Origin of the sequence: Roseateles sp. PN1, assembly GCF_038419725.1 — a bacterium.
Lineage (GTDB): Bacteria > Pseudomonadota > Gammaproteobacteria > Burkholderiales > Burkholderiaceae_C > Paucibacter_A.
Genome location: NZ_JBCARA010000002.1, coordinates 519,895 through 537,719 on the forward strand (window position 1 = coordinate 519,895; position 17,825 = coordinate 537,719).

12 protein-coding genes are annotated in these 17,825 nt (G+C 61.9%); all 12 read right to left on the reverse strand.

Annotation, left to right across the window (positions count from 1 at the left end; all coding sequences use genetic code 11):
• Positions 1 to 43 precede the first annotated feature (43 nt).
• On the reverse strand, positions 44 to 697 hold the full coding sequence (locus AABB87_RS04960; protein ID WP_341970238.1) for a hypothetical protein: 654 nt from the start codon (positions 695 to 697) through the stop codon (positions 44 to 46).
• A gap of 578 nt (positions 698 to 1,275) precedes the next feature.
• Positions 1,276 to 2,586, reverse strand: coding sequence for an aspartyl/asparaginyl beta-hydroxylase domain-containing protein (locus AABB87_RS04965; protein ID WP_341970239.1), 1,311 nt, complete (start codon positions 2,584 to 2,586; stop codon positions 1,276 to 1,278).
• A 114-nt stretch (positions 2,587 to 2,700) separates the two neighbouring features.
• The gene (locus tag AABB87_RS04970; protein WP_341970240.1) at positions 2,701 to 5,655 is read right to left on the reverse strand and encodes a TonB-dependent receptor domain-containing protein; all 2,955 of its coding nucleotides are present in this window, start codon (positions 5,653 to 5,655) and stop codon (positions 2,701 to 2,703) included.
• 369 nt (positions 5,656 to 6,024) lie between these two features.
• Positions 6,025 to 7,920: an ABC transporter ATP-binding protein gene (locus AABB87_RS04975; protein ID WP_341970241.1), complete on the reverse strand. Its 1,896-nt coding sequence runs from the start codon at positions 7,918 to 7,920 to the stop codon at positions 6,025 to 6,027.
• A gap of 5 nt (positions 7,921 to 7,925) precedes the next feature.
• On the reverse strand, positions 7,926 to 9,389 hold the full coding sequence (locus AABB87_RS04980; protein WP_341970242.1) for an ABC transporter permease: 1,464 nt from the start codon (positions 9,387 to 9,389) through the stop codon (positions 7,926 to 7,928).
• 9 nt (positions 9,390 to 9,398) lie between these two features.
• Positions 9,399 to 10,382 (reverse strand): ABC transporter permease, encoded by a 984-nt coding sequence (locus AABB87_RS04985; RefSeq protein ID WP_341970243.1) that lies wholly within the window; start codon positions 10,380 to 10,382, stop codon positions 9,399 to 9,401.
• Positions 10,383 to 12,620 (reverse strand): ABC transporter substrate-binding protein, encoded by a 2,238-nt coding sequence (locus AABB87_RS04990; RefSeq protein ID WP_341970244.1) that lies wholly within the window; start codon positions 12,618 to 12,620, stop codon positions 10,383 to 10,385.
• Positions 12,621 to 12,806: 186 nt separating this feature from the next.
• Complete coding sequence (locus AABB87_RS04995) at positions 12,807 to 13,808, reverse strand: LD-carboxypeptidase (RefSeq protein ID WP_341970245.1); 1,002 nt, start codon at positions 13,806 to 13,808, stop codon at positions 12,807 to 12,809.
• A gap of 9 nt (positions 13,809 to 13,817) precedes the next feature.
• The gene (gene tadA, locus AABB87_RS05000) at positions 13,818 to 14,453 is read right to left on the reverse strand and encodes a tRNA adenosine(34) deaminase TadA (RefSeq protein ID WP_341970246.1); all 636 of its coding nucleotides are present in this window, start codon (positions 14,451 to 14,453) and stop codon (positions 13,818 to 13,820) included.
• A 131-nt stretch (positions 14,454 to 14,584) separates the two neighbouring features.
• On the reverse strand, positions 14,585 to 14,815 hold the full coding sequence (locus tag AABB87_RS05005; RefSeq protein ID WP_341970247.1) for a hypothetical protein: 231 nt from the start codon (positions 14,813 to 14,815) through the stop codon (positions 14,585 to 14,587).
• Between the two features lie 34 nt (positions 14,816 to 14,849).
• Positions 14,850 to 16,454 carry a glutamine-hydrolyzing GMP synthase gene (gene guaA / locus AABB87_RS05010; protein WP_341970248.1) on the reverse strand — a complete coding sequence of 535 codons (1,605 nt, stop codon included), beginning with the start codon at positions 16,452 to 16,454 and terminating at the stop codon, positions 14,850 to 14,852.
• Positions 16,455 to 16,489: 35 nt separating this feature from the next.
• Entirely contained in the window at positions 16,490 to 17,779 is a 1,290-nt protein-coding gene (locus AABB87_RS05015) for an MFS transporter (RefSeq protein WP_341970249.1), read from the reverse strand.
• Between the last annotated feature and the right edge of the window lie 46 nt (positions 17,780 to 17,825).

Consider the following 17,825-nt stretch of genomic DNA (forward strand, 5'->3'; position numbering starts at 1 on the left):
AAGCCCCTTGTTGGGGTCGAAATACTTGGGCCTTGCCTAAGACTTAATCCGTTTGACGGAATTGGAACTCTTGCTCGATCACCACATCGCCGGGGCACTCATAGGTGTCGCGCAGCGTGGTTTCAATCGCCGACACCAAAGCGCGTTGCGCCTTGCGGTCGATACCGGCACGCAGGCTGGTGATTTCCACCGACACCACACGACCTGCCTTCACCACCGCAATCGCCTTGTACAGCGCGTCGCCGTTCAAGTTGACCGACGGCATTTCAGGCCTGCCCATCTTGGTACACACGGCACCAGCGCGCTGCGGACCAACCCGAGGTGCTGGCGGCGGCGCTGCCACGACAGGAGCGGGTGCGGGCGCTGCCTTGGCGGCTTGCTGGGGCGGCGCCACTTGCGTGGACTGGATCGCCGGCGCGTTGACCGGTGGGGGTGCTGTCACCTGGAACTCTGGCGGCGGCACAAATGGCGGCGGCGGAGCCTTCAGATCCGGTGGCGGCGGCACAACCTTCTCAGGCGGTGGCGGCGGCTTGACCTTTTCCTCGATGACCTTGGTCTCGATCGGGCCCTTCACCATTTCAACGGCTTTGCGTGCCAGACCACTGGCCAATGCCCAGGCGATAAACACGTGAATCAGCACAACGACGCCAATCCCGGTATAGCGGGATGGGCCGTTCTTCTCCTGCGCAAAGTTCATGCGCGCTCCTTCATATGACTGCGAAATACCTTCATCAACACACCTGGGGAAGACCCGCTCAACGCATCAGCCCACGCAGTTTGAATCTCTAACTCGGCGCTCGATCAACGCGCGCTCAGAGCAAAGCAACCGGTGACGCTAACAGCTTGGAGCCAAATAGGCGCGAAGCCTTGTTTGGGGCCGTAACGCCCAAGGCGCTAAAGGCCATGAGGCTAGGGCCGCTGAGTGCAGCATGGACACAAATACTCAAAACACGGGTTCAACGAAAGAGCCCAATCAAAAATCGCCGTACAAAGCACGGCGAACCCGCATAGCGTTCACGAGCAACCCGCCTGAGCCTGCTGCCATCGATTCTTACGGTGCCGCATCATAAGCGAGAACGAAACAGCCACCCGTATGGGGCTTTCCCGCAGCTTACAAGTCGGTATCAGCCCACCACCAACTCCAGAATTCGAGAGCTAGCCGCATCTGACTAAAGTGGTATTTTACTGGTGTCGACTCAAAGACGCGCCGCTTTCATGTGGGTACTAACCCCTACAAGCACTGTGCGAACTGCGCATTGTTACCAAGCTGTTTCGCTATAGGTCAAAGCCTCCGCCGCTTTGGGCGAACTGATTGAAGGCCGCTGACATGGCGGAAATCATGACTCGCTCGGCCTCACTGAGCCCGGGGTGCCAGACATCAAAAATCAGCACCACGCGCAACAAGTCACTGTTATTCCAGGCCTCATGCTCAATCGTGTCATCAAACACCCAAGCCCGGCCCGGCTCCCACTGCCGCGTCGTGTTGCCCACACGGAATCCGCAGTTAGGCGGAATGATCAGAGGCAAATGAGTCACCAAGCGCGCATTGCTAACGCCGACATGCGGCGGAATGCGGGTGCGCGGTTTGAGCAGAGAAAACATGCCCACCGGCGTGCGGCCCGGCTGGTCAGGCTGGGGGGCCAAGGCCATGGCAGCCATGGTGGCTGGGCAGCGCGATGCGTTTTCTGCAACCGGCAATCCGTCCTTCAATAAGTGAAAAGCGCTCCACTGGGGTGAGTTATTCAACTCCACCCACTGATTCAGCGGCTGATCCTCGCTGTAACTCAAATAGGGGATAAAGCCCTGCTCACCTTGCAGCACCGCCAGAAACTCTTCGCGAATCTGCTCGGTCCGAGCCTCCAGTGCCTCCATCCAGGGGAACTGGCGCCGCTCAAAAAACTCCACCGGCGCCAGCTGAGGGAAGAAATAGTTCATGGGCTGGGACTCGTAGCGCTTCTTGCGGCCGAACATGATGTCCAGCGAGAGTCGGAAGCGATCTAGCTCAACGCCTGAAAACTGAGATGCTGCGTTCGCGATCAAGCTTTCGACCTGATCGCTATAGCTTTGGTTGTAGCGCTCGCAGTAGCGATGCGCTTTGACCAACATGGCGCGGATCGGCGGCGGCAATTTTTCAGCGTCGGGAGCAACCGCGACCGCAGCCTGAAACGACTTCGCCGCATCGTGATTGCGCCCCTGGCGCTCGAAGAGATCTCCGCGCATCAGCAGCGCCATCAAGTCACGGGCATCGATACACAGAACCTGGAACAGCGCTCGCTCTTCTTTCGCTGCATCACCTCCCGCGCGATGCAGCATGGCGAGCTGAAGCCAATGCTGAAGATTGCTCGGCTCCAGCTCAGCCAACTTCTCAAGGCATTGCTGCGCCGACGCCATATCGCGCGCGCCCATGGCCAGTTGCGCCAACAGCCGCAAGCTGGGCTGGTGCGCCGGTTCACGCATCAAGGTGGATTGGAGCAATGCGCTTGCCCGCGCAGTCTGGCCTTGCTGCAAAAGTTGCTGCGCGAGCAAGAAGTCAGCATCGGACTGGGTCGGCTTGGCAGCGCCGGTGGGCACGAAGGGGCTATTCATTCAAAGACCTTGAGATCAGTGGCGGGCAAGTGGGCACGCGGCAAAGACTGCATTCAATCTAAGCAAAAAAAAGCGCCTGTGCAGGCACAGGCGCTTCAACTCACGAAAACGAACTTAGAACTTGGCGTTCACGTTCAGGGTGATGCGGCGACCCAGAGCGTCGTACACCACCGGGTAGGTGTTGCCGTTGCCGAAAGGTGCACCAGTCACGCCAACCGGAGGATCGCGATCCAACAAGTTGTTGATCGAGGCTGCGAAGGTGAGGGTCTTGTTCATGCGATAGGACAGTGCCAGATCGAGATAGTTCTGCGCCTTGAAGGTCTTGGTGATCTCGTTCACGGTACCGGCCAGTTGCTTGTTGCTGCTGGTCACGTCTTGATCGACGGCACCGAAGTAGCGCCAGGTCAGGGCGGCCGTCACGTTCCATGGGGTAGCCCATGAAGCGCGCAGCTTGTGACGCCACTTGGGCGCTGGTGTGCCGCAAGTTGAGCCGTACAAGCCGGCGCAATCATAGGAACCCAGGCCAGGAGCGGTCTCGACGCTGAACTCCTTCAGGAAGGTACCCATCAGGCTCAGATCAAGCTTGCCCTTCTCACCCAGACGAATGCCGTAGTCCACACCCAAGTCGACACCTTGAGTCTTGTACTTGGCCAGATTCAAGTTGCCCGAATCGATATAGCCTGTGGGCAGCAGCCACAAAGAGCCCTTGCTATCGCGCTTGATCTTGTTGCAGAAATAAGGATCGCCAGTTTCCAAGCATTGGTTCAGAGACGTTGTCGGCGGCACGCTGCCGATGGCATCCTTCACCTCGATGGAGAAGTAGTCGATCGTGGCGGTCAAGTCCTTGAGCGGGCTAGCCACCAAACCAAAGGTCAAGCTGTTCGACGTTTCGGGCTTCAGCGCTGCATTGCCGGAGAACAGGCCGTTGTACTGACCAGCCGAGCTGTCCAGGATATTGCCGTATTGCGCAGCAGTCACGCCGGTGCGCTGGCAAGCAGCCAAGGTGGCGCCACCTGCAACCAAACCGGTCTTCGGATCGATTTCACCGGCGCAAGGATCAGCGTCGTTGTTGTACAGACCGATGGCCGAAGGCGTGAACAGCTCCACCACGTTAGGCGAGCGCACAGCCTGCTGGTAGCTGGTGCGGAACTTAACTTCCTTGATCGGCGACCATTCCAGGCCCGAACCATAGGTATTGGTCGCGTTGCCGGTGCTGTACTTGGAATGACGGTACGACAAATTGACATTCATCGAGTAAGCCAGTGGCTGACGATCCAGCAGCGGCAAGCGCAACTCGCCGAAGACGTCATCAACGCTGTAGTTACCCGACACGCTCTTGGTCGGGCCACCCTGGCCGGCCAGATCACCGGTGCTGAAGGCATTGTCAACCGACAGGTCGAGCTGCTCGGTACGGTGCTCAACACCGACAGCCACACCCAGACCCGTCTGCGCCGTCGGCAGCTTCAAGCCATATTGCGTCAGGTCAGCCGAAGCAGAGGCGCCAAACACGCCCTGATTGGTGAAGCCCTTCTGGAAGCCGGGAGTCTGCAGATAAGCCAACGATGCCGCGTTAACGCCACCCAAGGCAAAGATGTTGTAAGGCACGCAGTTCGGATCAGAGCCATCCAGCTTGGAGCGGCAAACCGTGTTGCCCGTCGCTGGATCCTTGACCGCATCCAAGGCGCGACCAATACGCACATTGGAGAAGTCGTTCTTGTAAGTCTCTTGATAGACCACGCGGCCAATCTGGCCAAAGATGTCGTAGCTCCAGGGACCGATATCACCCTTCACGCCGACCACGGCGCGATACGAGGTGTGACGCAGATCGTCTTGACGACCACCGCCTTCCACGTTGCGACGAGCAATCAGGATGTTGGCAACATCGCCGGCCTTGTTGAAGCTACCTGCACTTGAATCTTCCGCATTCGAAGCTGCCAGGGCGGTCTTCCAAGCATCCGACAGCAAGGGGTTTTCGTAACGAATGCCGCCAGCGGTGGACGTGTCATACACGAACAAGCCGCTGGGTGCGATCTGGGCCAAGGTGCGGTCATCATGGAAGGCCAGTTGCGTGTAGACGCGGGCCATGTCGTTGATGTCGTAGTGCGCCGAAGCGGTGGCCGAATAGCGATCAGAAGGACGCTGGAAGTAATTGATCGGACCAAAGTTGTAGGCATCGGTGGACGCCTTGTAAGCGCGCACGCCACCCTTGTCATCAGCAACCGTGAAGCTACCTTGATTCAGGAAGAAACGGCCGGGATAGCTGGTGGAAGAACCTGCGCAGGCAAATTCCTTACCTGCATTGGCAACACCCAAGGAACAGGCCGAGAAGTCACGCTCCGACTGCAGCAAGGCATCTTCCTTGTGCGCCGTGAAGTTCAGGACTGCATTGCCCTTGCCGTCAGCGAAGTTGCCACCCATGGTGATGCTGAATTCGCGGGTCGCGCCGTCGCGGCTCTTGTTGCCTGGCGTGGGGAAACCGCGGGTGCGCACCACATCGCCCACCGCATTGCCCTGCTGGTGGTTGTAGAAGGAGTAAGTGCCATCAAGCTCCACGCCCTGGAAGTTCTCCTTCAGGATGAAGTTGACCACGCCCGAAACGGCGTCGGCACCGTACACGGCGGAGGCACCGCCGGTCAGCACTTCAACGCGGCTGATCATCGAGACCGGAATTTGGTTCAAGTCGGCGGCCACATTGCGGGGGCTGCCTGCCGGCAAGCGGCGGCCATTCACCAAGACCAGCGTACGGCTGGAGCCGAGGTTGCGCAGGTTGACCGTGGCCGTACCTGTCGAGCCATTGGACACCGAGCCGCCGTAGTCAGCAAAGACCTGGGGCAGGCTGTTCAGCAAGCCCTCAGCGGTACGAATACCGTCGGCCTTGATGGACTCTGCAGTCATCACGACGATGGGGCTTTGCCCTTCAACGTCCAGGGTCTTGATGCGCGAACCTGTCACTTCAACCCGTTGCAGGGTCTCCGCGGCCGGAGCAGCAGCCTGGGAAAAGGCCACACCAGGGGCCATTGCCGCGATGGCAAGGGTCACAGCGAGATTGACGCGTTTTCTTTGAAACATGAGGAACTCCAAAAAATTGCAGGGCGAGCAGTTGTTCCACTCCAACCAGAACCACCATCGGGTCCGAGAGTTCGCTTGAGCATGTTGGGCCCAGCGATCGGCCGAGCAAGTGTCCGATTGGCTCCCCTGGCCCTCCCCCCGTGGTGTCCCTAGGACGTAGGTTTTCGCGCCTGTTTTGCCTGAAAAAGCCGCGTTAACCCCTAAGCGGGCGAGCAGCGAAAGAGCGAATTCGTTGCGCAGAACCGACGCTCCCGCAATTCAGCCGCTAGCCGCTTCACGCCCGCCAGGGAAGTGACTTTCGCCATAGCTGAACCCTAAATCACCGACAAAACAGCGCTTCCCAGCGCGATCTGCCCACCGTTGGTGCGACTAGCGCATCAAAGACGTGCGCATGCGCGGCACGGCGGCCAAAAGCTCACGGGTATAGCCCTGTTGTGGTGCGGCCAGCACGCTGGCGCAGTTCCCCATCTCAACAATTCGCCCGGCCTGCATCACCGCCACCTCATCGGCCACGTATTCGACGACGCCGATGTTGTGGGTGATGAACAAAAAGGCCAGGCCGCGTTCGCGTTGCAAGTCGCGCAAGAGGTTGAGGATCTGCGCTTGCACCGACACATCCAGGGCCGAGGTGGGCTCGTCGCAGACGATCAGGCGCGGCTCCACGGCCAAAGCACGGGCAATCGCTAGACGTTGGCGCTGGCCACCGGAGAACTCATGCGGCCAACGCTGCAGCGCATCGCGGCGCAGGCCAACCTGATCCAGCAATAACTCAAGATTCAAGCGGCGCTGGCGGGCATCCAGATCGGGCCGCAGGGCTAGCAGACCTTCTTCCAACACATCGCTGACGCGCAGGCGCGGGTTCAGCGAGGCAAAAGGATCCTGGAAGATGATTTGCACGGCGCGGCGCGCCTGCTGCAAAGCTTGGCCATGCAGCTGGAACAGGTCTTGCCCGTCCAGCAAGGCCTGACCCTCCAGCTGCGCGGTGCGCCGCAGCAGTTGCACGATGGCCTTGCCCGAGCTGGTCTTGCCGCAGCCCGACTCACCAACTAAGGCCAGGGTCTTGCCGGGCTTGATGGCATAACTGACATCATCCACGGCATTGAAATAGGTCTGCGCCCCGCCCCACCAGCCGCGCTTGAGGGCAAAGCGAACGCTCAGATTGCGTACCTCCAGCAAGGGCTTGTCGTCAGCCACTGGCACTGCAGCGGCGGTCTCTGTTGCCGGCCTCAGCTGCAGCTCTGCCGGTGGCAGCGCAGGCTGAGCGGCGCCATCGGCATGGCTGTACAACCAGCAACGCACCTCGTGCGGCTGTTGTTGCGGAGCCTGCTGGTCGACAGCAAGTGGCAGCGCGAGATCGGCCAGCGCAGGCGCTTGCGCATGGCACTGCGCCCAGGCGCGGTCACAGCGCGGCGCGAAGCGGCAGCCCTGGAACTTCGTCCACAGCGGCGGCACGGTGCCAGCAATCGCGGCCAGGCGCTCGCCGCGTTTGGCGGCATCCGGCAGGGCTTGCAGCAGCAAGCGTGCGTAAGGGTGACGGGGCTGGGCGAAGAAAGTGGCGGCACCCGCCACTTCAATGATTTGCCCGGCGTACATCAAGGCCACCTGATGCGCCATGCCAGCCACCACGGCCAGGTCGTGGGTGATCAGCAGCACACCAAGACGGCGCTCGCGTTGCAACTCACGCAGCAGGTCAAGAATCTGCGCCTGGATGGTGACGTCCAGCGCAGTGGTGGGCTCGTCGGCAATCAGGTAGTCGGGCTCGGCGGCCAGGGTCATGGCGATCATGACGCGCTGTTTTTGACCGCCGCTGAGCTGATGCGGATAGGCGTCGATGCGACGCTCGGGCTCCGGAATGCCCACACGCTTCAGCCATTCAATCGCCTTGCTGCGCGCCTCAGTGCCGCGCCAGCGGGTGTGCGCCTGAATCGCCTCCACCATTTGCGCGCCGATGCGCAGCACCGGATTCAGGCTGGTGGAAGGCTCCTGAAAAATCATGCCGATGCGCCCGCCGCGCACGGCGCGCATCTGCGCTTCCGGCAGGGCAAACAGGTCTTGTTCATCCAGCAGCAAGCGACCGCCGCTGATGCGCCCGGCATCGGGCAGCAAGCGCATCAAGGCCAGCGCGGTCATGCTCTTGCCGCAACCCGACTCGCCGACCAGGGCCAAGGTCTCGCCGCGTTGCAGGGTCAGGCGCATCTGGTCGATGGCATGGACCAGCCCAGCTTCTGCATCCAGGGTGACGGAAAGTTTGTCAATCGTCAGCATGGCCCTCAGCCCTCACTCTTGCTGGCCTGATGGGCCACAAACGCGGGCACCCGCGGGCGGGTCTGGCGGGCGCGCGGATCGAAGGCATCACGCACACCGTCGGCAAACAAATTGGCGGCCAGCACCAGGGTCACCATGAAGCCGAAGGCTGCGGCAAAGCTCCACCACACCACCGGGTCGCGCGACATCTCGCTGCGCGCCAGATTGATCATGCCGCCGAAGCTGTTCATGCTGGGGTCCACGCCCACGCCCACATAGGTGAGTACCGCCTCGTAAAGAATCAGCTCCGAGAAACTCAGCACCACCGTGATCAGCACCAGATGCATCACATTGGGCACGATGTGGCGCTGCATGATGCGCGCGTCGCTGACACCAAAGGCGGTGGCGGCCTGCACATAGTCCAGCTCGCGCAGCTTCAAGGTTTCGCCGCGCACCAGGCGGCACAAGCCGGCCCAGCCGGTCAGGCCCAAGATCAGGCAGAGCAGAAACATCTTCAGATCGGCGCGCTCCGCGCCGGTCTCAAAGGCCTCCGGATTGGTGTCCAGATAGACCTGCACCATCAGCACGCAAGCGGCGATCAAGAGCACATTGGGCACCGAGCTGAGCAAGGTGTAGAAATACTGAATCAGCTCATCCACCCAGCCCTTGTAATAGCCGGCTAGCACGCCCAAGCCCAGCGCCAGGGGCAAGGTAGCCAAGGTGGACAAGGCGCCGATCACAAAGGCGGTGCGCACGCTTTTGAGCGCCTGCACCAGCACATCGTTGCCGGTGCGGTCGGTACCGAAGACATGGTAGTGCGGCATCAACATCAGCACCGGGCCCACCAGCAAGGCCACCACGCCCAAGGTGAAGAGCATGGCGCGCCAAGGGTAATGGGTGCGGTCGGCCGCCAGGTCACGCCAGGCGCGGCCAAAGCCGCCATGGTGGCGCGCCAGCGCGGCGGCCACCGCCAGGCAGGCCAGGGCCAACACGCCTGCCCCGAGCAGCAGCCCTTGGGCCGCGCGGGTGGCGACATCGCCCGCCCATTGCGTGGCCGGATGCTGCAAATGGGCACCGCCGAATTGCAGGCGCGGGTAGTCGCGCTGCAGCGAGTCTTGCTGCGCTTCCTTGTTGAAGCCTTGGTAGGCCAGGGGCTCGGAATAGCTCAACTCACGCATGCTGATCGGGCGCTGCAGCAGCAGGTCCAGCAGGGAGCGGGTCTGGGTGTCGTACACAGCTTGGGTGCCCTGCCCCGCCGCTTCAGCCGACACCGCAATTCGGCTGCGGAAGTGCACGCTGTCCAGTAAGGTCAGCAGCAAAAACAGGCCCAGCAGCAAGCCGGCGCTGGCCGCCACGGGGTCGCGCAGCACGCGCTGCCAATTGGCTTTCAACGTGGCCTGACCGCGCACCCGCAAGGCGTAGGCCAACAGCCCCGCCATCAAGGCCCACAGCGCGGCATCGGTCCAGAGGAATACAAACTTGAAATCCATACGCGAGGCTCAGCTCAGGCGGACCCGGGGGTCGGCCCAGGTGTAGGCAATGTCGATCAGCGCATTGCTGGCGATGTAAAGCACGGCACCCAAAAACACCATGCTGCGCACGATGGCGAAATCCTGCCCCGCGATGGCTTCGATGATGAAGGCACCCAGGCCGGGAATGCCGAAGAAACTCTCGAACACCAGGCTGCCCAGAAAGACGTAAGGCAGATAGCTGCCGGCGCTGGTGAGGATGGGAATCAAGGCATTGCGCAACACATGGCGGAACAGCACCACCTGCTCGTTCATGCCCTTGGCGCGGGCGGTGCGCACATAGTCTTTGGCGGTTTCCTCCAGGAACATGGCGCGGTACAGGCGCGCCTCGCTACCCAGGCGCGACAGCAGCGACAGCAGCACCGGCAGGGCCAAAAATTTGATCGCATCCAGCCCCGGCGCATAGCCGTTGATGGGCACCAAGCGCAGCACGCGCGAGAAGAAATACTGGCCGACGATGATGTAGAACAAGCTGGAGATGGATAGCATCAGCACGCACAGCACCACACCCCAAAAGTCCAGCGCGGAATTGCGGAAGTAGACCAGCAGCAAGGCAAATGCCACGCTCACCAAGACCTGCAAAAAGAACAGCGGCAAGGCCAGCTGCAAGCTCACCGCCATGCGGGTCTTGATCTCATGGCCGATGTCCACGGCCTGGCGCGCATCCGAGCGGCCGAAGTCCCACAACATCAACGAGGCCGAACGCTCCCACACAATCGTGTCGGTCAGCTTGGCCGCGCCGCTTTGGGCCGCGCTCCAATACATCGGCTTGTCGTAGCCGCGCTCGGTCTTCCACTTCTCGATCTGCACCTGGGTGACGCGCTTACCGCCGATGTTCAGGCGCGCCATATCGTCCGGCGTATTGACCGAGAAGAACAGCACAAAGGTCAGCAGATTCACCCCGATCAGCACCAGCAAGCCATAGCCCAGGCGGCGCAACACATAACTCAACATTCAAGCGCCTCCTGAAGCGGATTTTTCGCTGGACTGATAGCCGGCCTGATACCCCGGCGCCCGCGCCAATTCGCGTGCCCGAAAGCTCTGGCGGGTGCGCCAGACAATCAGGCCGCAGCCGCCCAGCAAGACCAGCAGTGGCCACCAGACCGGCTGGTTCCATTGAGCAATCTTTTGCTTGCGCTGCGCCACATCCAGGCGCAAATAGCGCACCGGATCCCGCACCACCACGCCGGGTTTTCCGTTGTAAAGCCAGCTCTGAAAGGCCGAGCCGGAGTAGGACCAAAAGCCCCAGGCCCAGGGCGCATCCTCACGCACAAGTTGGAGCATTTGATCCATCACCTGCTGCTTCTGCGGCCCGTCTTCCAGGGTTTGCAGCTGGCGATAAAGGTGGTTGAACTCGGAGTTGTCATAGTTGCTGACGTTCTCGCCCTCGCTCTTCGATTTACCGTTGGGGCCGTAGAGCAGGAAGAAGAAATTCTCGGCGTCCGGGTAGTCGGCGAACCAGCCCCACCAGAACACCTGGTGCTTGCCTTTGAGCACCTTGTCCTGGAACTGGTTGTAGTCGGTGGCGCGCACCTCCAGTTGCACGCCCAGCTTGGCGAACTGCTTGATCATCCAGTCGTTCTGCGCCTTCAACTCCGGCGTGATCGCCCGCATGTAATCGTAGTTAAGCACCAGAGGCTGGCCGGTCTTGGCGTCGCGCCCCTCGGGGTAGCCGGCCTCCACCATCAGGGCTCGCGCGGCAGCGAGGCTGCGGCGCTGCAATCGGCCATTCACGATCTCATGCGTGATCGGGTTATGCGCCTGGGGGTGGCCCGGCTGCCCCGCCAGGCTTTCTTGCGAGCCAAACACGCCGGGTGGCACCGGGCCATGGGCGGTGTCGCCGCCGCGGTTGCGGAAGATGCGGCCATAGCCCTCTTCCCAATCAATCGCAATCGACAAGGCTTGGCGCAGCTTGCGGTTGCGGCGCTGCTGCTCAGGCGTGTCGCCCCGGCCCAGCACCGGGTCCAGCATATTGAAGCCCAGATACCAATTGGTGATGTCGACGTAAATGGGGAATTTGAAGCCGCGCTCATCGAATCGGCGGCTCACCGCCTCGGAGTCAGTCTTGTCGACCATGAAGTCCACGCCCCAATCGGCGCGGTCCAACTCGGGCAGGTCCAGATAGCCCTGCTTGAACATTTCCTTGATCGGCACGACCTCCTTGACCGAGGTGGCGACGATCTTGTCGATGAAGGGCACGCGCTTGCCGCAATCGTCCAGCAAGCCCGCCTCCTTGTCGCCGGGCGAGCCCTCGCAGGGATAGGTGTCCACGCGGTAATTGGGGTTGCGCGTCATGACATGGCGACGGTCTTGGCTGTACTCCGTCATCATGTAAGGGCCGGTGCCCACCGGCCACTGGTTCCAAGACAGGCCGCGCTCATTCATGCCGGGCTGGGCATAGAAGGCATCCACCTCCCAGGGCACAGGCGCCAAAAAGGTGCTGGCCATCCAGTACTTCCACTGCGGATATTTGCCCTTGATGCGGATGCGAACGGTGTACTTATCCACCGCTACGGCGCCCTCCAAGGGCCAGCGGCGGAAGTCCAGAAAAGGCTTGTCGGGCGCGTTCTCGGGGAGGCCGCCCAGCAGCTTGAGGTTCTCGGCCTTGACCAATTCGCCATAGTCTTTCAGGCCCAGCACCACCTCGGAAAACAGCCCGAACACGGGCGCCTCGATGCGCGGGGTGGCCTGGCGCTTGATGGCGAAAACAAAGTCATCTGCCACCAACTCGCGTGTGCCGCGCTCAGCGAACTCCCAGGGCGAGCGCTTGTCGCCCAACGCTGCACGGCTCAGTGCGTGATAGAGCAAGCGGCCCTGCGCATCGCGTGCAAACGCCGGGTGCGGCGCGTACTTCAGGCCGGGCCGGATCTTGACGTCGTACACGCTTTGCGCAATGCGCTCTGCCGGCGCATCCTGCGGCAGGCGCTGGCCCTGGGCGTCTAGGTAGTAAGGCTGCACCACGGACTCGGCTGCGCGCGGCACCAACTCGTAAGGGCGCTTCAGGTAGTGGTAGCCGTAGGGCGGCTCGTAGATTTGGTAAGCGTAGACCGACTCGGGCGCGGTGTAGGACGCGGTCGGGTCCAGATAGCGCGGCGAGCGCTCCTGAAAAGCCATGTACAGCGTGTTTTCGCCCTCGGCGCCTTGCGGATAAGGGCTGTTATTGCAAGCGCTCAGGCCCAGACATAGCAACACGCAGCAGCTCAAACGACGGGCCCAGACCCCGAACTCCTGACAAGGCACAAGACTTCCTTCCGCTTCAAGACCCGCCCAAAAACACAAAGCCTCCAAACCAGTGCGACCCATCGGGCCGTTGGTTGTGAGGCAGTGGCTGAATCATAGCGGGCAGCTCGGCCCAAGCCGAGTGCCCAAAGTCAGGGTTTACGCATGCGCAGCGTGATCATGGTCGTGATCGTGCGCGTGGCCTTCTTCATGCGCATGCGCATGAGCGCGCTTGTGCTGGGGGTCGTTCTGCCAGTCCAGCAGCACATCACGGCCTTGCACGATCAGGTCCACTTGCGCGCCGACCGGCAGGCTGACCTTGGTGTCCACATGGCCGAAAGGCAGGCCGGTCAAGACGGGCGTCTTGGTGTGCTCGCGCAGCGCCGCCACGGTGGACTTGAAGTCGTAGCCACGGTCGTTGGGCGATTTGCTCCAGCCGCCGAAGTCGCCCAGCACGATGGCTTTTTGCGCATCCAGAATGCCGGCTTGCGCCAGTTGCAGCAGATTGCGTTCAACCCGGTAAGGATGCTCGTTGATGTCTTCCAGGAACAGAATGCCGCCCTTGATCTTGGGCATGTGCTTGGTGCCCAGCAAGGAGTTGAACACCGTCAAATTGCCGCCCCACAGCGTGCCGCGCACGGCCAGGCCGTCATGGCCAGCATCCGACTTGGGGCAGCGGAATCCCACGGCCTCGAGCAAACCATTCATGGCTTCCACAAAGCAGTCTTGGGTCACATCGTCCACACCGCCTTCTTTGCTGCTGCGGCCGAAGTCACCATAGGCCATGGGGCCTGCCCAGCTTTGCGCCTTGGCGTGGGCCAGCAGGCCCATATGCAGCGAGGTCAAATCACTCAAGCCGACCCAGCGGGTGCCGTTCTGCACGCTTTTGCCGAGCAAGGCCCAATCGATGCGATCCAGCAAACGCGTCATGCCGTAGCCGCCGCGGGTGGCCATGGCGATGCTGGGCGCGGCCTCGGCCACGCGGTGTAGTGCCGCCAGACGGGTGGCGTCATCCCCACCGAAGCGCTGGTGCTTGGCCAGCGCATCCTGGTCAATCGTCACATCAAAACCCAGCTTGGCCAGGCGCTTGGCGGCGCGTTTGAGGGGCTGGCTCTTGAGCAGCACACCGGCGGGGGTGAAAAGGGTCAGGCTATTACTCATGGCAGCTTTCTAGTTGGACTCAGGGGCCGGGGTGGGGTCGAGATGCGTGGCATCCCCGGTGGGTATGGCTTCTTCGCTGGCGCCACCGAAGTCTTGGGCTTCGTGCGCTCGGGCAGCGGCGCGGCGCTGCCGGGCGGCTTCGCGGCGTTGGGCAAAAAACTCGCGCAGCAGCTTGGCCGAAGGCTCGGCCAGCACGCCGCCCTGCACGCAGGTGTGGTGGTTGAGCGCGGGCTGTTCAAACAGATTCAGCACCGAACCAGCAACGCCGGTCTTCGGGTCGGTGGCCGCGAACACCACCCGCTTGAGGCGCGCGTGCAGCATGGCCATAGCGCACATGGCGCAGGGCTCCAGGGTGACGAAGAGTTCGCACTCGGGCAGGCGGTAATTGCCCAGCAAGGTGGCACCGTGGCGCAGCGTCACAATTTCCGCATGTGCCGTCGGATCGTGGGTGGTGATGGGCCGGTTGTAGCCGGTGGCAATCACCTGGCCCTGGCGCATCAGCACCGCACCGACCGGCACCTCACCGGCCAACCAAGCGTTATGCGCCTGGTCCAGCGCGATGCGCATGGCGTATTCGTCCGCAGCGGCGCTGGCCGCCGTTCGGTTGGATTCAATCACGGTCAAAGGCGTGGCACTCGCAGTCATAAAGGGTCGGCCTCAGTGTAGTGCCAGCTTCCGGGCCGCGATCAACGCGCCCGCCGCGCAAGCTGATCATGACTAGGGCCGACCAAGCTGCACTTGCTGAGGCCCTGCAGCAGCAGACCTTCAGCAAGCCTTCAGGGCATGGCCTCGGAGGCCTTTTGCGCGCTCTGCTGCACGGCGCTTTCGATCTGCAAACGCACAGCATCTGGCCGCGGCAAGGCGGCAGCACCGCCCGCCTCCGCTGCGCTGGCTGCCACGCTGGCAGCCGCTGCCGGCGGCTTGAGTGTCACCAGCTGCTTCTTCATCAAAAACATGACGAAGGCAAAGGCAATCACCAAGCCCAGAATGCTCAAAGCTGCACGCATCAAACAACTCCTTGCAGGCTGGCCGCCAAACTCATCACTCCCACTCGATGGTGGCAGGCGGCTTGGTCGACACGTCGTAGGTCACGCGGTTGATGCCGCGCACTTCGTTGATGATGCGGCCGGAGACCTTGCGCAGCAGGCCGTAGGGCAGCTCGGCCCAGTCAGCAGTCATGAAGTCGCTGGTGACCACGGCGCGCAGTGCCACCACATAGTCATAAGTGCGGCCGTCACCCATCACGCCCACGCTCTTGACCGGCAAGAAGACGGTGAAGGCCTGGCTGGTCAGGTCATACCAGCTCTTGCCAGTGGCTTCGTCCTTCCAGCCACGCAGCTCTTCGATGAAGATGGCGTCGGCACGGCGCAGCAGGTCGGCGTATTCCTTCTTCACTTCACCCAAGATACGCACGCCCAGGCCCGGGCCTGGGAAGGGGTGGCGGTAGACCATTTCGGCCGGCAGGCCCAATTCCACGCCCAGGGCGCGGACCTCGTCCTTGAACAGTTCGCGCAGAGGCTCCAGCAGTTTCAGGCCGAGTTGCTCGGGCAAGCCGCCCACATTGTGGTGACTCTTGATGGTGGTGGCCTTCTTGGTCTTGGTGCCGCCGCTTTCCACCACATCGGGGTAGATGGTGCCTTGGGCCAGCCACTTGGCGCCCTTGGCATCGGCATTGGCTGCCTTGAGCTTGGCAGCCTCAGCCTTGAAGACATCAACGAACAGGCCGCCGATGATCTTGCGCTTTTTCTCAGGATCGGTGACACCGGCCAGTTGGCCCAGGAAGAGCTCGCTGGCGTCCACGCGGATCACCTTGGCGTGCAGCTTGCCTGCGAACATGTCCATCACCATATCGCCTTCGTTCAGGCGCAGCAGGCCGTGGTCAACGAAGACGCAGGTCAGCTGGTCGCCGATGGCACGGTGGATCAGGGCAGCAGCGACAGACGAATCGACGCCCCCGGACAGGCCCAGGATGACTTCCTCATCACCGACCTGCTCGCGGATCTTGGCGACCGCTTCTTCGATGTAGTCGCCCATGATCCAGTCGCCCTTGCAGCCGGCGATCTCGCGCACAAAGCGCGTCAGCATGGCCTGGCCCTTGAGGGTGTGCGTCACCTCGGGGTGGAACTGAACAGCGTAATAGCCCTTCTCTTCATTGGCCATGCCGGCGATCGGGCAGCTGGGCGTTTCGGCCATCAGCTTGAAGCCGGGCGGCAGCGCGGTGACCTTGTCGCCATGGCTCATCCAGACCTTGAGCATGCCGTGGCCTTCCAGCGTGGCGTGGTCCTGAATGCCGTCCAGCAGCTTGGTATGGCCGTGGGCGCGCACCTCGGCATAGCCGAACTCGCGGTGATCGCTCCACTCCACCTTGCCGCCGAGCTGCACGGCCATGGTTTGCATGCCGTAGCAAATGCCTAGCACCGGCACACCCAGATCCCACACGGCCTGCGGCGCGCGCAGTTCGTGGTCCTCATAAGTCGAGGCATGGCTGCCCGACAAAATGATGGCCTTGGGCGCGAAGGAGCGGATGAACTCATCGCTCACATCGTTGGGGTGAATCTCGCAAAACACCGCCGCCTCGCGCACGCGGCGCGCGATCAGCTGGGTGACTTGAGAACCGAAATCGAGGATGAGGACTTTGTCATGCATGGTGAAAGCTACTTCTGTTATCTCTAAATTCGAATTCAAGCGGCGGCCGAAGCTGACTCAGCCGCGGCCTTGGATCGGCTGAAATGCTGCCAAGCAAAGAGCAAGGACAGGGCCTGCAGCGCGGCGCAGAAATAGAAAGGCGCGCCGATGCGCCAATCCCCCTTGGGCAGATGCGAGACCAAGCCCAGCAAGGCCGCACCGATGACGGGCGCCATCACCGCCATCATGCTATTGAGTGAGGACACCGCCCCCATGGTCTCGCCCTGATTGGTGGCGCTGGCCGCGTTAGAAATCAGGCTTTGAATCGCTGCGCTGACCGCAAAGCCCAGCACATTGAAGCCGATGATGGCGTACATCATCCAGCCCTCCCAGGCCGCACCCCAAACAAAGTTGGTCAGCACGCTGGACAGCAAGCCCATCACCACCAAACGCTGCGTCGAGAAGGCCTTGAGCAGCTTGGGCAGCAAGAACCCTTGCACCAACACCGACATCACGCCCACTGCAAACAGCGACCAGCCGTTTTCCTTGGGGCCCCAGCCGAACTTGAAGGTGGTGTAAAGCACCCAGCTGGTTTGCAGAATCATTTGCGCCAGGCCACTCAGCGCGATCACCAACACCAAGGGGCCGACGCCCTTGAGGTTGTTGAGCTTTTTCAGTGCGCCCAGCGGGTTGGCATTGCGCCAGAGGAAGGGCCGCCGCAGTTCAGGCTTGAGCGATTCGGGCAGGATGAAAAAGCCGTAGCACCAGTTGATAACGGCCAAGCTCCCGGCCACCACAAAGGGCAGATGGAGGTTGATGCCCCCCAGAATGCCGCCCATCACCGGGCCCAGGATGAAGCCCATGCCGAAAGCCGCGCCCAACATGCCAAAGCGCTTGGCACGCTCTTCCGGGCTGGAAATATCTGCCACATAGGCATTGGCCACCGACACATTGGCCTGCATCGCGCCACTGACCAAACGCACTGCGATCAGCATCCACAAGGCCGAGGCCAGGGCGGTGCCAAAAAAGCTCAGCGCCAGGCCGGCGAAGCCGATCAGCAAGACCGGCCGCCGCCCGAAACGGTCAGACAAGGAGCCCAGAATGGGCGAGCCAAAGAAGTTGGCCAAACCAAAGGCCAGGGCCACGGCGCCATACCAGAACGCGTGATCGGCCTGGTTGCTGGTGAAGGTGCCGACCAAGGGCGGCAGCACCGGAATGATCAGGCCGATGGAGATCATGTCGATCAGCACCGCCACCATGATGAAGCCCATGCCGGCGGCCCGCCCCTTGCCTGGGCTCTGGCCCGCGTCGGGGGCTGGGCTGCTTGTCGTCGCGCTGTCGCTCACTCGTGCTCCTGGGAATTGGCAAGGATGGTCGGCGCTGAAAGCAATA